21 protein-coding genes are annotated in these 19,180 nt (G+C 48.5%); 20 read left to right on the top strand and 1 reads right to left on the bottom strand.

Annotation, left to right across the window (positions count from 1 at the left end; all coding sequences use genetic code 11):
- Positions 1-184 precede the first annotated feature (184 nt).
- The 7 genes from xerD (at position 185) to KNO65_RS01525 (ending at position 5,777) form a co-directional block, all read left to right on the top strand.
- On the top strand, positions 185-1,069 hold the full coding sequence (xerD, locus tag KNO65_RS01555) for a site-specific tyrosine recombinase XerD (RefSeq protein WP_167365518.1): 885 nt from the start codon (positions 185-187) through the stop codon (positions 1,067-1,069).
- A gap of 23 nt (positions 1,070-1,092) precedes the next feature.
- Positions 1,093-2,259, top strand: a complete 1,167-nt coding sequence (gene deoB, locus KNO65_RS01550) for a phosphopentomutase (protein WP_159562417.1) — start codon at positions 1,093-1,095, stop codon at positions 2,257-2,259.
- A 13-nt stretch (positions 2,260-2,272) separates the two neighbouring features.
- On the top strand, positions 2,273-3,082 hold the full coding sequence (locus KNO65_RS01545) for a purine-nucleoside phosphorylase (protein WP_012726501.1): 810 nt from the start codon (positions 2,273-2,275) through the stop codon (positions 3,080-3,082).
- A 28-nt stretch (positions 3,083-3,110) separates the two neighbouring features.
- Positions 3,111-4,412, top strand: a complete 1,302-nt coding sequence (locus tag KNO65_RS01540; protein ID WP_074036810.1) for a pyrimidine-nucleoside phosphorylase — start codon at positions 3,111-3,113, stop codon at positions 4,410-4,412.
- 114 nt (positions 4,413-4,526) lie between these two features.
- On the top strand, positions 4,527-4,967 hold the full coding sequence (locus KNO65_RS01535) for a peptidylprolyl isomerase (protein WP_074036812.1): 441 nt from the start codon (positions 4,527-4,529) through the stop codon (positions 4,965-4,967).
- A gap of 89 nt (positions 4,968-5,056) precedes the next feature.
- Entirely contained in the window at positions 5,057-5,413 is a 357-nt protein-coding gene (locus KNO65_RS01530; RefSeq protein ID WP_074036814.1) for a GCN5 family acetyltransferase, read from the top strand.
- Between the two features lie 85 nt (positions 5,414-5,498).
- Positions 5,499-5,777, top strand: coding sequence for a hypothetical protein (locus KNO65_RS01525; RefSeq protein ID WP_214781377.1), 279 nt, complete (start codon positions 5,499-5,501; stop codon positions 5,775-5,777).
- A 31-nt stretch (positions 5,778-5,808) separates the two neighbouring features.
- On the opposite strand, the gene KNO65_RS01520 is transcribed toward KNO65_RS01525, so the two are convergent.
- Entirely contained in the window at positions 5,809-6,276 is a 468-nt protein-coding gene (locus KNO65_RS01520) for a DUF309 domain-containing protein (RefSeq protein WP_214781375.1), read from the bottom strand.
- Between the two features lie 83 nt (positions 6,277-6,359).
- Here KNO65_RS01520 and KNO65_RS01515 point away from each other — a divergent pair, with 83 nt between their 5' ends.
- From KNO65_RS01515 to KNO65_RS01455, 13 genes are all read left to right on the top strand, one after another.
- Positions 6,360-7,127, top strand: a complete 768-nt coding sequence (locus KNO65_RS01515) for a segregation/condensation protein A (RefSeq protein ID WP_214781373.1) — start codon at positions 6,360-6,362, stop codon at positions 7,125-7,127.
- Positions 7,105-7,698, top strand: coding sequence for an SMC-Scp complex subunit ScpB (gene scpB, locus KNO65_RS01510; protein WP_074036818.1), 594 nt, complete (start codon positions 7,105-7,107; stop codon positions 7,696-7,698). Before KNO65_RS01515 ends, scpB begins: the two co-directional genes overlap by 23 nt.
- A gap of 4 nt (positions 7,699-7,702) precedes the next feature.
- Entirely contained in the window at positions 7,703-8,461 is a 759-nt protein-coding gene (locus KNO65_RS01505; protein ID WP_012726494.1) for a pseudouridine synthase, read from the top strand.
- Between the two features lie 136 nt (positions 8,462-8,597).
- On the top strand, positions 8,598-9,179 hold the full coding sequence (gene resA / locus KNO65_RS01500; RefSeq protein ID WP_047795228.1) for a thiol-disulfide oxidoreductase ResA: 582 nt from the start codon (positions 8,598-8,600) through the stop codon (positions 9,177-9,179).
- 19 nt (positions 9,180-9,198) lie between these two features.
- Positions 9,199-10,743, top strand: coding sequence for a cytochrome c biogenesis protein ResB (resB, locus tag KNO65_RS01495; RefSeq protein ID WP_214684089.1), 1,545 nt, complete (start codon positions 9,199-9,201; stop codon positions 10,741-10,743).
- Positions 10,743-11,927, top strand: coding sequence for a c-type cytochrome biogenesis protein CcsB (gene ccsB, locus KNO65_RS01490; RefSeq protein WP_031423441.1), 1,185 nt, complete (start codon positions 10,743-10,745; stop codon positions 11,925-11,927). Before resB ends, ccsB begins: the two co-directional genes overlap by 1 nt.
- A gap of 160 nt (positions 11,928-12,087) precedes the next feature.
- Positions 12,088-12,804: a response regulator transcription factor gene (locus tag KNO65_RS01485; RefSeq protein WP_147538010.1), complete on the top strand. Its 717-nt coding sequence runs from the start codon at positions 12,088-12,090 to the stop codon at positions 12,802-12,804.
- On the top strand, positions 12,801-14,510 hold the full coding sequence (locus KNO65_RS01480; RefSeq protein ID WP_214781371.1) for a HAMP domain-containing sensor histidine kinase: 1,710 nt from the start codon (positions 12,801-12,803) through the stop codon (positions 14,508-14,510). The genes KNO65_RS01485 and KNO65_RS01480 overlap by 4 nt, the downstream gene beginning before the upstream one ends.
- A 49-nt stretch (positions 14,511-14,559) precedes the next feature.
- Entirely contained in the window at positions 14,560-15,111 is a 552-nt protein-coding gene (locus tag KNO65_RS01475; protein WP_012726488.1) for a cob(I)yrinic acid a,c-diamide adenosyltransferase, read from the top strand.
- A 7-nt stretch (positions 15,112-15,118) separates the two neighbouring features.
- Entirely contained in the window at positions 15,119-16,357 is a 1,239-nt protein-coding gene (yfmF, locus tag KNO65_RS01470) for an EF-P 5-aminopentanol modification-associated protein YfmF (RefSeq protein ID WP_214781369.1), read from the top strand.
- Entirely contained in the window at positions 16,354-17,613 is a 1,260-nt protein-coding gene (gene yfmH / locus KNO65_RS01465; protein ID WP_214690805.1) for an EF-P 5-aminopentanol modification-associated protein YfmH, read from the top strand. Before yfmF ends, yfmH begins: the two co-directional genes overlap by 4 nt.
- Entirely contained in the window at positions 17,592-18,305 is a 714-nt protein-coding gene (ymfI, locus tag KNO65_RS01460; protein ID WP_251131625.1) for an elongation factor P 5-aminopentanone reductase, read from the top strand. The genes yfmH and ymfI overlap by 22 nt, the downstream gene beginning before the upstream one ends.
- Positions 18,306-18,398: 93 nt before the next feature.
- Complete coding sequence (locus KNO65_RS01455) at positions 18,399-19,175, top strand: YmfK family protein (protein ID WP_012726484.1); 777 nt, start codon at positions 18,399-18,401, stop codon at positions 19,173-19,175.
- Positions 19,176-19,180: the final 5 nt, after the last annotated feature.

The raw sequence follows: 19,180 nt of genomic DNA, 5'->3' as shown, positions 1-19,180 counted from the left end.
TTATTTGTAGTATAACGTTTCTCATTTGAAGATGCCAGAAAAATAAGAATTCTGAGATGTATTTTTATCACGTAAACGTTCACAAAAAAGTGAATAAAAAATGAGGTCAGACATCTTCACAACAGTTTACATAAGTGATATGCTGTAAGCGTATTCAGGTGAAACAAGGAAGGAGGAGGGTATGATGCGTTCGCATATCGAGTCATTTCTTCAATACATGACAGTTGAAAAGCGGATGTCCGCGAATACGAGACAGGCGTATGCGAGCGATTTGACGCAGTACGCATCGACCTTGACCCAACTTGGGGTAGAAGAGTGGAATGAAGTGACACGTTCGCATATCGTCAAACATATCGAAGAACTGTCACAGGCGGGGCGTGCCTCGTCCTCATTAAGACGAGCTGTCAGTTCGATCCGGATGTTTCATCATCATCTCAAAATGACCGGAGTCACGACGACCGATCCGTCTCTTTACCTAGAATCTCCAAAAGCAGAAAAGCAACTTCCGGATACATGGTCACAAGCGGAAGTTGAACGTCTGTTGGACAGCGTCCCGACGTCGGACCCGCTCTCGTTACGAGACCGAGCCATGCTTGAATTGCTTTACGGGACAGGGATGCGGGTCAGTGAACTTTTAGGTTTGGATTTGGATGATTTGCAGTTCGAATTGGGGTATTTACAATGTGAAGGGAAAGGCGAGCGCGCACGAATCATTCCGGTATCCTCGGTTGCCCAAAGTTTTGTCGAGCGTTACATCCAACAAGCTCGTAACGGACTTGGCGGCAGAGAGACCGAAGCGCTCTTTTTAAACGGCAGAGGAGGACGGCTCAGTCGCCAAGGATTTTGGAAGATGATCAAACGACGAGCCAAACTTGCTGGAATTGACAAAGAAATCACACCGCACGTACTCCGTCATTCTTTTGCGACACACCTTCTCGAGAACGGTGCGGATTTACGCGCCATTCAACAGATGCTCGGTCATGCGGATTTAGCGACGACGCAAGTATATACACACGTCAACAAATCACGATTGCATGATGTGTATCGTAAGCATCACCCTCGTGCCTAGACACCGAAAAGGAGGAATTTTTTGTGAAGAAGTTTAAACGTATTTTCTTAGTCGTCATGGACTCGGTCGGTATCGGTGAAGCACCAGATGCTGAACAGTTCGGTGACAAAGGGGCCGACACGCTCGGGCATATCGCGCGTGAACATAACGGATTGAACATGCCGAACATGGGTAAACTTGGACTTTCGAACATCAAGCCGATTCAAGGCATCGATGCATCGGATGCACCGAGTGCGTATGGTCGCATGGAAGAAATCTCAGCTGGTAAGGATACGATGACAGGACATTGGGAAATCATGGGTCTTCATATCGATACACCATTCCGTGTATTCGAGGAGTTCCCTGATGACTTGATTCACCGCCTCGAAGAGTTCAGCGGACGTAAAATCATCGGAAACAAACCGGCGTCAGGAACAGAAATTTTGGACGAACTCGGTGAAGAACATGTCGAGACTGGCGCTCTGATTGTCTATACATCAGCCGACTCAGTCCTTCAAATCGCAGCACACGAGGACATCGTGCCGGTTGATGAGTTGTACCGAATCTGCGAATACGCTCGTGAAATCACACGTGAAGATCCATACATGCTCGGACGAATCATCGCTCGCCCGTTCATCGGGACACCAGGAGCATGGGTCCGTACGGCAAACCGTCACGATTACGCCTTGAAACCATTCGGCAAGACCGTCATGAACACGCTCGAGGAAGCTGGGAAAGACGTCATCGCATTAGGGAAAATCAGCGATATTTACGATGGTGAAGGTGTGACAAAAGCGGTCCGCACGAAATCGAACATGGATGGCATGGACAAATTGGTCGAGTCGCTCGAGGAAGACTTCGAAGGGCTCTGCTTCTTGAATTTAGTTGACTTCGACGCATTATTCGGTCATCGTCGTGACCCGGAAGGCTATGCGGTCGCGCTTGAAGAGTATGACGCTCGCTTACCGGAAGTGATGGAGCGCCTTCGTGAAGATGACTTGCTCATCATCACGGCTGACCACGGAAATGACCCTGTTCATGCCGGTACAGATCACACGCGTGAATACGTTCCGCTCATCGTTCATCACAACGGAGCGAAAGCGGTTGATTTAGGCATTCGTGGTACGTTCGCAGATATCGGTGCGACCGTCGCTGACAACTTTGACGTCGCGGCACCATCAAACGGAAAGAGTTTCTTAAACGAAATTTGAGGAGGCAATATTCATGGTAAATTGGAACGAAACAAAAGCGTTTTTGCAGGAGCGTATGGGCAGTACACCAGAAATCGGACTCATTCTAGGGTCGGGACTTGGAGTCCTCGCGGACGAGATTGAGAACCCGGTAGCGATTCCTTATGAGGAGATTCCACACTTCCCGGTATCGACTGTCGAAGGACATGCGGGTCAACTCGTGTTCGGTGAACTTGAAGGAAAACGAGTCGTCGCCATGCAAGGGCGGTTCCACTTCTATGAAGGATACTCGATGGAACAAGTGACGTTCCCGGTTCGTGTCCTCAAATTGATCGGTGTCGAGACTCTTATCGTCACAAACGCGGCAGGAGCATGTAACGAGTCATTCAACCCAGGCGACTTGATGATCATCACAGATCATATCAACTTCTTTGGTACGAGCCCGCTCATCGGGAAGAATGCGAGTGAATTCGGGACTCGTTTCCCTGACATGTCAGAAGCGTACGATAAAGAGCTCGTGAAATTGACAGAACGTGTCGCTTCAGACCTTGGACTTTCTGTACAAAAAGGGGTTTACTTCGGTAACACAGGTCCTACGTACGAAACACCAGCTGAAGTCAAAATGGCCCGTCTTCTCGGTGGCGACGTCGTTGGTATGTCGACCGTTCCAGAAGTCATTGTCGCGCGTCATTCGGATATGCGTGTCCTAGGGATCTCGTGTGTCTCGAACATGGCAGCAGGCATCTTAGATCAACCACTCAACCATGAAGAAGTCATCGAAACGACAGAGCGCGTTCGTCAAGACTTCCTCTCTCTCGTACGTGGCACGATTAAAAGCATGTAAGTAACTTAATTTTAGGAGGACGACAGTTATGCGTATGGTCGATTTGATTTTAAAGAAACGTAACGGTGGAGAATTGAACGAAGAGGAGATTCGCTTCGTTGTCGAAGGTTTCACGAACGAATCAATCCCTGACTATCAGATGTCAGCCTTATCGATGGCCATCTACTTCAATGGGATGACTGAAAACGAGACGGCTGCATTGACGATGGAAATGGTGAAGTCTGGTGATACGATTGACCTTTCCAACATCGAAGGGAAAAAAGTTGACAAGCACTCGACGGGCGGCGTAGGGGACAAAATCAGCTTGATCGTGGCACCACTCGTTGCTTCAATCGGCATCCCCGTTGCGAAGATGAGCGGTCGTGGTCTCGGTCACACGGGTGGTACGATTGATAAGCTCGAATCATTCCCGGGGTTCAACGTTGAATTGACGGAAGAACAATTCACGAAACAAGTAAATGATATCAAAATGTCGATCATCGGTCAGACAGGGAACTTGACGCCTGCCGATAAGCGCTTGTATGCGCTCCGCGACGTTACGGCTACGGTCGAATCGATCCCGCTCATCGCAAGTTCAATCATGTCGAAGAAGATTGCAGCAGGCGCGGACAGTATCGTTCTTGACGTCAAGACAGGTTCTGGCGCGTTCATGAAATCGTTTGATGATGCGAAAGCCCTCGCGGAAGAAATGGTCGCAATCGGGAAAAACGTCGGACGTAAGACGGTCGCGGTCATCACAGACATGGACCAACCGCTCGGCTTTGAAATCGGGAACGCGAACGAAGTGAAAGAAGCGATTGAAGTCCTTTCAGGTAAAGAAGTCGAAGATTTGAAAACAATCGCTCTCACGATCGCTGGACATATGGCTGTCCTCGGTGAATTCTATCCAACGTTTGAAGAAGCATATGCCGATCTTGAGAAGCGCATTGCAGATGGACACGCCCTCGAGGTGTTCCGCAAGTTCGTCGAAGCACAAGGTGGCGACGCATCACTCGTCGATGATGTGACGAAATTACCACAAGCTTCATATGAGACGACATTCGTCGCAAAAGAAGCAGGTTATGTCGAGTCGATCATCGCAGACGAAGTAGGTGTTGCGGCGATGCTTCTCGGTGCAGGACGCGCGACAAAAGAAGACAAAATCGACTTTGCGGCAGGCATCACGCTTGAGAAAAAAGTCGGCGACCGTGTCGAGGTAGGCGATGTGATCGCGGTACTCCGTTCGAACATCGAAGACATGTCTTCAGCCATCGAGCGTTTAGACCATGCGTATACGATCGGTGCAACGAAACCAGAGGCCCGTCCACTCGTTCACGCGGTGATTCAATAAGGCAGAACGTCTGTTTCCACAAAAAAGTGGAGACAGACGTGTTTTTTTGATAAGATGGGTAATGTGAGTGTCAAACAGCAGGATACATATTATGAAAAAGGGGTTGCTTGAAACATGAAAAAAGGTTCTATGAAACTTGAAAATGGCGAAATGATTGAATTTGATTTATTCCACGGTGAAGCACCAATCACGGTCGAAAACTTCGAAAAACTTGCGAACAGCGGGTTTTACAACGGATTGACGTTCCACCGTGTCATCCCTGGTTTCGTCAGCCAAGGTGGTTGCCCACAAGGAACTGGAATGGGTGGCGCAGGCTATACGATTCCTTGTGAGACATCGACATCGTTCCCACACAAACACGAAGCGGGTTCACTCTCAATGGCCCACGCAGGTCGTGACACAGGGTCTTCACAGTTCTTCATCGTCCATGAGCCACAACCGCATTTGGATGGTGTCCATACGGTATTCGGTAAAGTGACATCTGGTCTTGAGCATGCCGTCAAACTTCGTCAAGGTACGAAGATGGCAGAAGTGAAGGTTTGGGACGAGAATTGATTTTTGCCTGAAGGGTATGGCACAATGAACCATGTCTCTCACGTGTTCACGTCGTGAAACTTGAATGACAAAAGGTGGTGAACCCAGCGATGCTGGTCAAATATAAACGTTCTTATGAAAAGACGGCGATGGGTCTACTCGCATTCTCATGCAGTGACAAATCTCCGCTAAGCTTGCTTGAACTCGTCCGATCGTATGACGAGGAGGAGTCGAAGTTCCTCTATTTGTGGAAAGTCGGTGAAGACTTCGTTGGTATCATTGGTATGGAGCAACAAGAAACGACAATGGTCATCGACCATATCGCCTTGTCGCCATCATTCCGTGGCGAGAAACGTTCTTACGAGCTTCTAGACGAGGTAAGAAACGTCCTTCCACTTGATTTGACGCTAACCGGTACAGGCAAGACGGGCGATTTATTGGATAAATGGAATCAATTAGTCGTCTGATGACAAAAACCCCCGCAATCTTGGACTGCGGGGGTTTTGCATATTGCATGGAGTAAATCACAAACCCTTTAAATGAGGTGGATTCATGAATCGAGTAACAATTGATGAACTGATCAATCGAATGGAGCAAGTGCTCAGGCAAGAACGAACGCGAGAAGAAATCTCTGATTGGGCACATCAGTGGATGGAACAGTATGAAAATATAGATGGATTTGATTGGACAGCTTCTGACGAGGTGGTTTGGTCCTGCTTACAAACGATAGTTGGCATGGATTTACTTGAAACCCCTTCTGAATATTTACATGATCGGAGCGATCTCGAGAGTTGGGTGATGGCGTTTAAGAAGTTAAAAAATCATCATTGATCATGAAAAGGAGACTTCTTGAATCTTGACGTCAACTTCTGGCACGTTGCCTTTTTAAAAGTGCCAACTCCCGTTCCGTGATGACCTCACTCCGGTCACGGTGCAGATGCTTGTGGACCAATTGCTCGAACGCTAGGTCCGTCGATGGAAACGTCGATTTTAGGGATTCGACCGTCTCACGGACATCTGATTGCAATGGAATCGTCGCGCGAAGCGGCCATTCCTCGAGTTGTGCGATGAAGGAGTCGACATCTAGACCGAGTTCATTCAAATAGGGAGAAGCGATGTCAATCTTTCGACGTAAGAGTCGCAAGCTCTTTTTCGCGCCGATGAGATTGTCTCGTCGTAAATGATAGTGGATGACGGCGTATTGGATGAGTGCCGCATAGCCGTGGTGACGGCGTCCGTCTGCCTGCCACGCCTCTTCTAATACCTCATGACATTCGAAATAATCGGCATGACATTCAAAAAGCAACGTATAATGAATAAAAGGGGTCATGAATCAATTTTCTCCTTTCGTGTCCACGGTGTTATAAAACATGTTATACTAAAGCGCAAAAATGTAAAATGGCAGGTGTCTCTATGGAAGCCTATAACGTTAAAATTGATACGTTCGAAGGTCCACTCGACCTGTTGCTCCATTTGATTGGAAAAATGGAGATTGATATCGTCGACATTTCCGTGGCAGAAGTCACTGACCAGTATGTCGGCTATATTCGCACGATGCAAAAATTTGAACTCGATGTGGCCAGTGAATACTTGGTCATGGCGGCGACGTTGCTCCAATTGAAGAGCAAGCAATTGTTACCGCCTGTTCAGGTCGAGGATGAAGAGGTTCCAGACTTCAGTGAGGAACCGACGCGTGAAGGTCTCATTCGTCAATTGATTGAATACAAAGCATATAAAGAAGCGGTCGTCTTCATGCGTGAACAAGAAGAACACCGTCTTGAATTGTATACGCGACCGGGTGAAGATTTGACGACGTATATGTCTGAAGAGGTGTCTAAGTATGACGGTCCACTCAACTTCTCCGATCTATTGCACGCCTATTCGAAGATGATTGAACGGAAACGTTGGAAAGAACGACGCAAAAAGACGATCAAGCGGGAAGAGCGTACGCTTGAAGAACAGATGACGCGTCTTCATGAACACGTATCGTCGACGAGACAAACATCGTTTTTCGCCTTTTTTGTCGAGCAACCGAACGTCTCAGATCTCGTCGTGACGTTTATGGCGCTTCTTGAGCTGATCAAGCTACGGGTCGTCGTAACAAAACAACTAGACCAAGATATTCAAATCTCATTCATTGAATCATCAAAGAAAGGGGATGAAGCGGTTGCTGTCTTATGAGACGATTATTGAAGGATTGCTGTTCGTCGTCGGTGATGAAGGGATGGAAGTACGAGCGCTTGCCGAGACGCTCGATATCTCAGAAGCTGCGGCACGAGAACAGCTCAGTAAGCTAGAGACATCGTTCAAGTCATCGAATCGACCGTTTCAGCTCATGGAATCGGCAGGTGTCTACAAGCTCGTGACCGTTCCGGACGTCTCTCCGTACATTCAAAAATATGTCGGGACGATGGCTGAGCAGGCGCTCTCACGTGCAGCGATGGAGACGCTAGTTATCATCGCCTACAAACAGCCGGTCACACGAGCGGATATCGAAGAGATTCGCGGAGTCAAAGTCGAACGGGTCATCCATACGTTGTTATCGAAAGGATTGATCGAATCGGCTGGTCGTGCGAAGACGATTGGTCGTGCCAAGCTGTATCGTACGACAGAGCACTTCCTCGACCATTTCGGGTTCAACTCGCTCGAAGAATTGCCACCATTAACATTTGAGGATGAACTGACAGACGAAGGCGATTTGTTCTTCGGTCAGGAATCACCGAAGCAAGAAGAGAGATTGGAGAAGGATTAATCATATGGAACGTTTGCAAAAAGTAATCGCACAAGCGGGGGTCGCCTCGCGTCGGAAAGCGGAAGAAATGATTTTGGATGGTCGCGTCCGCGTGAACGGAAAAGTCGTCCGTGAACTCGGGACGAAAGTTGGACCGAAGTCAGAGATTGAAGTCGATGGCGTCAAAATCGAACAAGAAGAGCACGTCTACTATTTGCTTTATAAACCGAGTGGCTACGTATCGACGGTCGATGACGACAAAGGTCGTAAAGTCATCACAGACCTCGTCCCACCAGGAGCACGGGTATTCCCGGTCGGTCGTCTTGACTACAACACGACGGGGCTCATCATCTTGACGAACGATGGCGAGTTCTCGAACATGATGACACACCCGAAATATAAAATTCAAAAGCGCTATGTGGCAAAAGTGAAGAATATCCCATCTTACTTGGCCATCAAACAGCTTGAGTCTGGTGTCGAACTCGATGACGGATTCAAAACGGGAAGTGCGAAAGTGAAGATGAAGTCTGTAGACCAGAAGAAGAACACAGCCATCCTCGAAATCGTCATCTCGGAAGGTCACAATCGTCAAATCCGTCGGATGGTGGAAGCCATTGGTTCAGAGGTCATCAAACTGAAGCGTGAACAGTTCGGTTTCTTGACGCTCGACGGTCTGAACACGGGCGACTGGCGTGAACTTTCACACAAAGAAATCAGTAAGCTTCGGGAACTTGCGAACCCTACCGTTCCACCGAAACCACGAGGCAAAAAGAAGAAAAAATAACAACAAAAAATCGTCCTGAAATAGGATGATTTTTTTGATTGTGTAGATTGTGTGACAAAAAAATGAAAAAAGTCTGTTAATGTGCGTTTTTAATGTTTTTTCAGTACAATAGCAACTGAAGGATGGTGTGAAAACGATGACAAAAGATCAACAAAAAGACGACCGGATGGAACAAGCGGTCGCAAAAAAGAAAAAGAGGTCATTTTGGCGGATGATGATCATGACGGTCGTTCTCTTCGCGGGAGCGGTTACGATCATGCAAACATTCGACCAAGCGGGTAACGATGGACGCATCGAGGCGGGCGACGAGGCACCGAACTTCAAGCTCGTCACACTCGACGGTTCGACCTTGTATGAGCGAGACAACTACGAAGGGAAAGGGATGCTCTTGAACTTCTGGGGTACGTTCTGTGAACCGTGTAAGAAAGAGATGCCGGTCGTACAAGAAAACTATGCGACACTTCAAGACATGGGTGTCGATTTTTGGGCCGTGAACGTCGGAGAGACACCGCTTCGTGTCGATAATTTCATCAACGACCTTGGTGTCGGACTCGACTATCCGATTTTGATGGATACCCAGAGCGAAGTCGAAGGAGCGTATGGCATTTATAACCTACCCGTCACATTCGTCATCGATGGTGAAGGGAACGTAATTGAAAAGTATGAAGGTGAACTCACGAAAGAGAAATTGATGGAGCTAGCCGAGAAGTCATTGTAAGCGAACGGGGGACGCACAGATGCTAGATATGAAATACGAAGGCGCTGATTTACGGTCGAAGCGTCGTCCGAAATCGATCATTGACCGTGTGTGGAACTTCTTTGCATCGGTCAAAGTGGGGTTGTGGTTAATTGCATTGATTATTGTCGGTTCGGCAATCGGAACAATCTTTCCTCAAGAGATGTACATCCCACAACAATTACCGCCTGAACAATATTATATGGAGGAGTATGGAACACCGGGTTCTATTTATTACGCCCTCGGATTCCATAACCTATACACATCGTGGTGGTACATCGGTCTGATTGTCATGTTGACGCTCTCACTCGTCGTCGTGTCGATTGACCGTGGGGTTCCGCTCTATAAGGCGCTTAAAAAACAACCGGTCAGACGGACAGAACGTTTTATGAAGGGGCAACGTCTCTTCGGACAAGGTGATGGGACGGAGGCTCAAATTGACGAGATCGCAGTCGCACTTAAAAAGAAACGATATACCGTCAAACGGGACGGCGATGCCCTGTTAGCAGAGAAACACCGGTTTGGTCGTTGGGGTCCGTACGTCAACCACCTCGGACTTGTCATCTTCTTCCTAGGGGCGATGCTGCGAGTGTTCCCTGCATTCCATACGGATACGCTCGAATGGGTGCGTGAAGGCGAAACGGTGTCGCTAGAGGCGACTGACGGCGAGTACTACTTACGGAACGACCAGTTCATTCTTGAAATGTACGACCCTGAGAACAATGAAGAGGACGCGAAGTTCGCGGCCGCCATTGAAAAAGCAGGAGCCGTTCCTAAAAATTATGAGACAGAGTTGACGTTATTCAAAAAGACGGGAACGAACGAGGACGGATCGCCGCAACTCGAGCAAGTCGATGTCGGTTCGACGAAAGTCAACCACCCGTTTAAGTTCGATAAATTTGAAGTGTATCAGGAACAATATTCAAGTCGTCCAGAGTTCTTATCGATGTCGTTCATGTTGGCAGATAAAGAAACCGGCGACGAATATGGTCCGTTCAAAGTTGATTTGGAGAATCCGGAAAAGTCTTATGAGCTCGATGGGGTCACCGTCACGTTGAAAGATTTGTATCCAGACTTTGAAGTGAAAGATGGACAACCGAATACGAAATCACCACGTGCACTGAATCCTGCCTTCTTCTTCAACGTTGAATCACCTGAAGGAGAAACGGAGTCGAATTTAATCGGCATTCGTCTGAATGTCGCTGATGAAGAGAACCGCTACGATGTCCAGTTTGCAGGTACAGAGATGGCGAGCACGAGTGGTTTACGTGTGAAGAGTGACTCCACCTATCCGATTTTGATCGTCGGTGCCACGATCTTTATGATCGGTATTGCGATGGGCATGTACTGGCCACACCGTCGCGTTTGGATCCGTCGTCATGAAGAGGGCGTGCTTGTCGCCGGTTTTACGAATAAAAACCCGTCCTCGCTCCGTCGTGAAGTGTCGCCGCTATTAGAACAAACTGGCTTACCGATGTGGGAAGACCAGGCGAGATTCACAGAGAAGTCGGAGAACGAGTCAACAGATGAAAGAGGGGAATCTTGATGGAATGGATTGAATGGAGCAGCCGAATGCTGTTTATCGCGTTCTTCCTGTACGCAATCTCGACGGTTCTCTTTACGATTGCCGTCAGTGGTATGCGTAAAGATCGAAACGTCAACCGTGTTGCCTATGGGAAATACGCCTTTATCTTGGCAATCATCGGCTTTGTCGCTCAAATGACATATTTCTTTATGCGCTGGGCAGGTGTCGGCTATGCGCCGGTATCAAACTTGTACGAATATACGACGTTCTTCGGTATGATGATGGTACTTGGGTTCCTCGTCGTATATGGAATTTATAAAAATGATGTGCTCGGCTTGTTCGCGATGCCGGTGGCGTTACTCGTCATCGCCTTCGCTTCAATGTTCTCGAGTGAGGTCGCACCGCTCATCCCGGCACTCAACAGTGTATGGCTGAAAATTCACGTTACGACGGCTGCGCTCGGACAAGGGATTTTGGCCATTAGTTTTGCATCGGGCCTCATTTTCTTATTGAACGAAACATCGATGAAAGAACAGTCTAAGTCACGGACGTGGCTCGAAGTGACGATGTTTGTCCTCATGTGCACGCTCGGCTTCATCATCGTCTCGATGTTATTCAAGGGGATTGGTGCCGGAGGTGTCGTCGAGTTCACGAACGACCGCGGTCAAGCGGAGACGTATGAATATTTCATGCCGATCTTGTTCGTCCCAGAAGGGGCACAACTCGTGTCTGGCGCGAGTGGCTTGTCACTCGAGCTCCCGAACTGGATCAATACACTCAAGTTGAACACGCTCATCTGGTCGGTCATCGGCGGAATTGTAATCTATGTGTTGCTCCGCTTTGTCATCTTGCGTAAACGCGTCGCTGAAGCGCTCCAACCCCTTGCAAAAAAAGTCGATCTCGACCTTGCTGATGAAATCAGCTATCGCTCGGTCGCGATTGGATTACCGGTCTTTATCCTTGGTGGTCTGATCTTTGCGATGATTTGGGCACAGATTGCCTGGAACCGTTTCTGGGGATGGGACCCGAAAGAAGTTTGGGCCCTCATCACGATGCTGATCTATATTTACTACTTGCATATGCGCATTCAGCGTGGCTGGACAGGAACGAAAGCGGCCTGGTTATGTGTCGGTGGATTTGCCATCATCATGTTCAACCTCGTCTTCGTCAACCTGGTCATTGCCGGTCTGCATTCGTATGCCTGACATAAAAGAAGTCACAATTGTGACTTCTTTTTCATTTGGTCCATCAAATCATCGTTGTGAAGCGAAATAATAGAGTGGTATAGTTATGGCAGAGAGTGGAATGTTCACAATTGTGCAACATTCGCTACAACTCGTAATGGGTCTTAGGAGGGTTTCAGGTATGGCTGAGAAAACGAAGATTTTAGTAGTCGACGACGAGGAGAGAATTCGCCGACTTTTGAAAATGTACTTAGAACGTGAACAGTATGTGATTGAAGAAGCGGTCAATGGCGAAGAGGCGCTCGCGCTTGCTCTTGATAACGAATACGACGTGATCTTGCTTGATTTGATGATGCCAAAGATGGATGGGGTTGAAGTATGTACAGAACTCCGGAAGACGAAAGCGACTCCGGTCATCATGCTCACGGCGAAAGGTGAAGAAATCGACCGTGTCCAAGGATTCGAAGTCGGGGCGGATGATTATATCGTCAAGCCGTTCAGTCCGCGTGAAGTCGTGCTCCGCGTCAAAGCATTGCTTCGCCGCTCTGGTTCGACGAAGTTCATGCACACGAGTGAGAAGTCGAAGGATTTGATCGTCTTCCCACATCTGACAATCGATAATGATGCACACCGGGTCACGGTGGACGGCGAGGAAATCGCCCTCACACCAAAAGAATATGAGTTATTGTTCTTCCTCGCAAAACAGGTGGATAAAGTCTTTTCACGAGAGCAGTTGTTAAAAGAAGTATGGAACTACGAATTTTTCGGAGACCTTCGGACCGTCGATACGCATGTGAAACGTCTTCGTGAGAAATTGAATCGTGTCTCACCGGACGCGGCGCATATGATCACGACCGTATGGGGTGTCGGGTACAAGTTCGAAGCTGCCAGTGAATGATGATTCGTCGAAACAGCATCGTCACGAAACTGTGGCTGACGATTCTCGTTTTGGTCAGTGTCATCTTATTCATCGTCTCGGTGTTGATGCTTGAATTTTTTAATTCCTTTCATATCGACCAGGAACGAGGCCATCTTGCCAAGCTCGGTGGACAGGTCCAATCGGTTTTGTTGAATGAAGGTGACACGTCCCAGACGATTGATCAAATCATCGAAGTGTACGGGGCTAACTATATCTTAGAGAACGGGACGACCCGATCGAATTTTGGAAATCAAGTGAATGGTTTGATGGTGGAACTTGAACGACAGGATTGGGAAACCTATCAGGCGGTCGGTGAGACGGCCATCGGGAATTTCTCATCTTTTGACGACCAGGCCGCACTAGCGTATCGGACGACCTTCTCCTTATCGACAGGACAGTATACGCTCTACCTGCTCGAACCGCTCGATGCGATCTCGAGTGCGAACGCGGGAGCACGGACCATCATTCTTTGGACCGTCGCTTCGGCCATCATCGTCACGACCGTCTTCGCTTTCTTCTTGTCGACACGAATCACGGCACCGCTCCGAGCGATGCGGGATGCAGTCAATAAGACGGGAGAGGGGCAATTTGATTTGCGTTTGGAGACGAAGACACGGGATGAGATTGGAGAACTCGCTGCTTCTTTCAACGCAATGAGCAGTCAGCTTTCGAAGTATGTGAATGCCCTTGACCGGGAACGGCTGCAACTTGCGTCGATTCTTCGTTCGATGGCAGACGGTGTCATTACACTCGATCGTCATGCGAACGTGATTGTCACGAACCCGCAAGCGAGTCCATTACTTCAAGATGGGCAACCACATGAAGTCGTATTGTCTCTTTATGAGGAAGTGATGGAGGGGACGTCTGAAAAGACGATCGAAGTGAAACAGGATGAGCGGTACTATACACTGACAGTCACACCACTAGTCGGAGAAGACGATTTCGAGGGTGCTGTCGTTGTCATCCGGGATACGTCAGAAAGTCATCGACTCGATAAGATGCGGACCGATTTTGTGGCGAACATTAGCCATGAACTCCGGACACCGCTCGTGACGCTTCAAGGGTATTCAGAGGCAATCATCGATGGCATCACTGAGAGTGACGAGGCGACGAAAGAGTTCGCCTCCATCATCTATGATGAATCGCTCCGCTTGGCAAGACTCGTCAATGATTTGTTGGATTTGGCACGCATCGAATCGGGTAAAGAGACGATGCATTTCACTTCGTTTGATATCGGTGATTTCTTGCCCCGAGTCATGCGAAAGTTCAATCAGATGGCATCTGAAAAAGAGATTCGTTTACAGACCGACGCCCCGCACCGTCTCATCGAGGCGGATGGCGATCGTCTCGAGCAAGTGTTCACCAACTTGATTGGCAATGCTATCGCGCATACCGATTCTGGAGAAATTCGGATTGAGGCCACAGAAGAGACGGACGGGCTACGGATTCAGTTGACGGATACAGGTCATGGAATTCCAAAAGAGGATTTGCCGTTCGTTTTCGAGCGATTCTATAAAGCCGATAAAGCCCGGACCAGTGGTTCGAAGACAGGGACAGGCATCGGACTCGCGATCGTGAAGAATGTGGTCGATGCCCATCACGGAAAAGTGAGCGTATCGAGTACACTCGGGGTCGGAACCACCTTCGAGATTTACTTACCATTTGAACAACCACACAACTCGTAATGGTGACTCGCTTGAGTCACCATTTGTGGCATTTTAAGGGGGGAGTCGAATGAAACGTTATACACGAACGGGCGACAAGGGTGAAACATCATTAATCGGTAGTCGTGTCGAGAAATCCCATCCTCAGATTGAAGCGATGGGTCATCTCGATGAGTTGAATAGTCAGATTGGACTCGCCATCGCGCATCAAGAGGATGAGACGCTCCGAATACAGCTGACGAAGATTCAGCACGACTTGTTCGACCTCGGATCGGAGCTGATGTATGCTGAGGCACCGCCAAAAATGGTCGATTTGTCAATCGTGACGGAACTAGAACGATGGATGGATGAGTGGGAGGAGTCCTGTCCGGAACTTGTGCGCTTCATCCTTCCGGGCGGCAGCGTTGCCGCAGCTAGCTTACATGTGGCTCGTGCCGTCTGTCGACGGGTCGAGCGTGACTTAGCGGCTCTCGGAGTCGCAGACCGGCAATTGCCTTACTTTAACCGCTTGAGTGATTATTTATTTACGGTTGCCCGTTACGCGAACGTCGTGGCAGGGGTGCCGGATCAAGAATATGCGCGCGGCGCTGCCGTGTTTCAACCAAAACGAAAAAAGGAGTGATCGGCAGATGAAAGGAATCGAACAGTTCCAACATCAATTGCACTACTCGGTCTATCCGACCAAAAAATTTAAAACGACGACTTGTCTCGTGTCATTCGCCGCTCCATTATCGACGGAGACGGTCGCAGATCGGGCATTGCTCCCGTTCATTATGGAGAAATCGACGGCAACGTATCCATCTATTGAGTTATTTCACACACCGCTAGAGGAGTTGTATGACACAAACTTATATGCTGGTGCATCTAAGATCGGAAAGGAGCACGTCATCCAATTCCAACTCGAAGTCGTCAACGATCATCTTGTCGGAGAAGACGTATTGAGTCAGGCAATCGAGTTACTCGAAGACGTTCTCCTTCGTCCGAACGCATACGATGGGGCGTTCCAGCCACTCATCGTCGAGCAGGAACGTCGATTGCAACGTCAGCGTATCGAATCGGTCTATGATGACAAAATGCGTTTCGCCCAACAGCGTCTACAAGAAATGCTCGGAGGAGAACTTGCGATTCCGTCACTCGGTACGCTTGAGCAACTCGACCATGTCACACCGAAATCATTGTATGAGGCATATCAATCGATGATTCAACATGACCGTGTGGACATCTATGTTGTCGGGGATGTCAATCGTGAGCAAGTCGAACAGGCTTTCAATCCATTGGAATCCCTTGGGACACGTCGACCACGCCTGTTACCAGAAGCGAGTCGAGGAGAGTTCAAGCGTTTGGAAGAACACCAAGACATTAAACAAAGCAAGCTCCATCTCGCTTATTCACTCAATGTCGACCCAAGAACGGAAGCGGCGATTCGTATGCAAGTCGTGAATGGATTGTTCGGAGGATTCCCTCACTCGAAACTGTTCATGAACGTGCGTGAAAAAGAGAGCCTGGCGTACTATGCCGCTTCACAATATAGTTCCCTCAGTCGGAAGTTGTTCGTCTATGCCGGCATCGATGCGTCGAACCAGCAAAAAACCGAACAGATCATCGAAGAGCAATTGAACGCTTTACAAGCGGGCGAGTTTGAGGATGAGACGTTGCAACAGACGAAAGAGTTGTTGTTCCATCAACGTCGACAACTTGGAGACAGTCCACGTCAATTGATTGCTTGGATGAGTGGAGCAGACGTTCGTCCGTTCTCGTTAGACGAAGAGATGGCAATCATTGAAAACACGACACGAGATCATGTCGTTGCGCTTGCGAAAGAAATGGAACTCGAAGCGGTTTATTGCTTGAAAGGAGGAGAAGCATGAAATTAGACTTTCCTAACGTCGGAGAGACGTTACATCATCACGTTCTCGACAATGGCCTCTCCGTTTACTTGTTGAAAAAGACTGGATATGAAAAAACATTCGCGACGTTCACGACTAAATATGGATCGATTGACCGACGCTTCAAACTAGAAGACTGGATCGAGGTTCCCGATGGTATCGCACATTTCTTAGAACATAAGATGTTCGAGAAAGAAGATGGTGACGTCTTCCAACAATTCGGTCGTCAAGGAGCGTCAGCGAACGCTTTCACTTCCTTCACACGGACGGCTTATTTGTTCGGTGCCACGTCCAAGATTTCGGAAAACGTACAAACGCTACTTGATTTCGTCCAGACTCCTTATTTTACGAAAGAGTCGGTCGAGAAAGAGAAAGGCATCATCGGTCAAGAAATTCAAATGTATCAAGACAATCCGGGATGGCGCTTGTATTTTGGTTTAATTGAGGCGATGTACGAGACACATCCCGTCAAGATTGATATCGCAGGTACAATCGAATCGATTTCAAAGATCACGGCGGAAGACTTGTACACCTGTCATCAAGCGTTCTATCATCCGAGCAACATGGCATTGTTCGTCGTCGGGAACATCGAACCGGATGAGATGCTTGCCTTGATTCGAGATAACCAAGCAGGTAAATCTTTTGAGACACCACGATTGAGTGCTCGTGAGACAGTATATGAACCGACCACGGTTCGTCTGTCAGAACGGGTCATCGAGATGGACGTCTCTGTACCGAAAGTCATGATTGGGTATAAGGATGTACCACAAGCTGGGGAAGCAGGTCTGAAGCAAGAATTGACAGTAGAATTGCTCATGCATGCGCTCTTCGACACGACAGCTCCTCTTTATACAGAACTTTATGCTGAAGGATTGATTGACGATGCCTTCTCGTTTGACTATACGTCAGAGGAAACGTTTGCCTTTGCCGCCTTGTCGATGGAGACGTCGGAAGTAGATGCGTTTGTCGACCGTGTGACGGAGGCGTTAGAACGTCCACTTCAGTTGAGTCAAGAGACGCTCGACCGGAAGAAACGCATGATGCAAGGACAGTTCTTGAAAGCATTGAACTCACCGGAATTCATCGCAAATCAGTTCTCTCGATATGCACTCAATGATGGGAATTTGTTTGAAATCCCGACTTTGATTGATGCCATCACACTCGACGAACTATACGAAGCATACGAGCGCTTGTTCCGCCATGAACAACGAACGGTATGCATCGTCAAAAAACGATGAAGACATTGATTGTTGGAGCGAGCGGTACCATCGGACGTGCCGTCTCGCTCGCTTTTCGTGAAGATGAACTGATTTTGCATGCGAACGAGAGTAGTGAAAAACTCCGTCATTTGATAGATGAAGAGAATCTTTCGGCAGAAATTCTCCCTTGTGACCTAACAGACCGTGACGCTGTTGAGTCGTGGGTGCAGGATATGCTGGACATCGACCGAATTGTATATGTGGCCGGACATGCGCTCCATGGTCTCGTCGTCGACCAGTCGATGGATGAGCTCGACCGGCTGTACGATGTACATGTTCGGGCAATGATCCGACTCATCCAGTCCGTCGTTGCAAGGAAGCCTTACGATCATCACGTGGATATCGTGATTGTCTCGAGTGTATGGGGAGAGGTCGGTGCGGCGGCTGAGGTGTTTTATTCAACCGTCAAAGCGGCACAGCTCGGCTTCGTCAAGGCGTTCGCACGAGAAGCCGGACCGTTCAATGTTCGAGTCAATGCGGTGACCCCGGGGTGGATTGATACGCCAATGAATGATACGGTAGAAGAGTCGAAACAATCCGTGATCGATGACATTCCACTTGGACGTCTCGGTGCGGCAGAGGACGTGGCCAACACGATCCGTTTCTTGTGCTCACCGGACGCCTCGTATATGACGGGCACGGTGATACGCGTCGACGGCGGTTGGCAATGATCCGATCCATGTAAATAAACCTGTTCTTTTCAATTCTTCTAAAATAATTTAAAATAGGCAAGGTAGCGAACTCGCTCGAAAGGATGGTTGGGGATGGAACATAAATTCGAAGAGTGGTATCTCGAATATGAATTGTGTCAGAATCGACCGGGTATCCTCGGAGACATCGCATCTCTCATGGGGATGCTTCAAATCTCCATCGTCACCATCAATGGGGTCGATTTGCAGCGACGGGGAATGTTGCTCAAAGCACCTGCCGCCGATCATGTGCATCGACTCGAGCATATTTTAAAGCGGATGGAAGCTATTGCCGTCATCAAGTTGCGCCGTCCGAAGTTACGAGACCGGATTGCAATCCGTCACGGTCGTTATATCGACCATGATAGTGATGACAAAAAAACGTTTCGCTTCGTCCGTGAAGATTTGGGCATTCTCGTCGATTTCGTTGCGGAACTGATGAAGGAAGAACGCCATTTGTTAATCGGTGTTCGTGGAAATCCACGCGTCGGAAAGACGGAGTCCATCGTAGCAGCGAGTGTGTGTGCGAACAAACGATGGTTGTTTCTTTCCTCGACACTGATGAAACAGACCGTTCGGACCTCATTATTTGAAGAGGAACGGGAAGGCGATCACGTATACATAATCGATGGTGCCGTCTCTACCCGAACGATGGATGAACGACATCGCCAGCTCATTCGTGAAGTCATGCGGTTGCCGGCCGTGAAAGTCATCGAACACCCTGACCTGTACGTCCGAAACACCGATTGCGTGTATGAAGACTTTGATTATATTATTGAATTGAGAAACAATCCGGATGAGACGATCATCATCCCACAAGAAACGCATCGTGAGTCAGAATGGTTTGAATAATTATG

The sequence above is a fragment of the Exiguobacterium sp. S3 genome (genome assembly GCF_018617295.1).
GTDB lineage: Bacteria > Bacillota > Bacilli > Exiguobacteriales > Exiguobacteriaceae > Exiguobacterium > Exiguobacterium profundum.
This window is presented reverse-complemented; position numbering and strand designations above follow the sequence as displayed.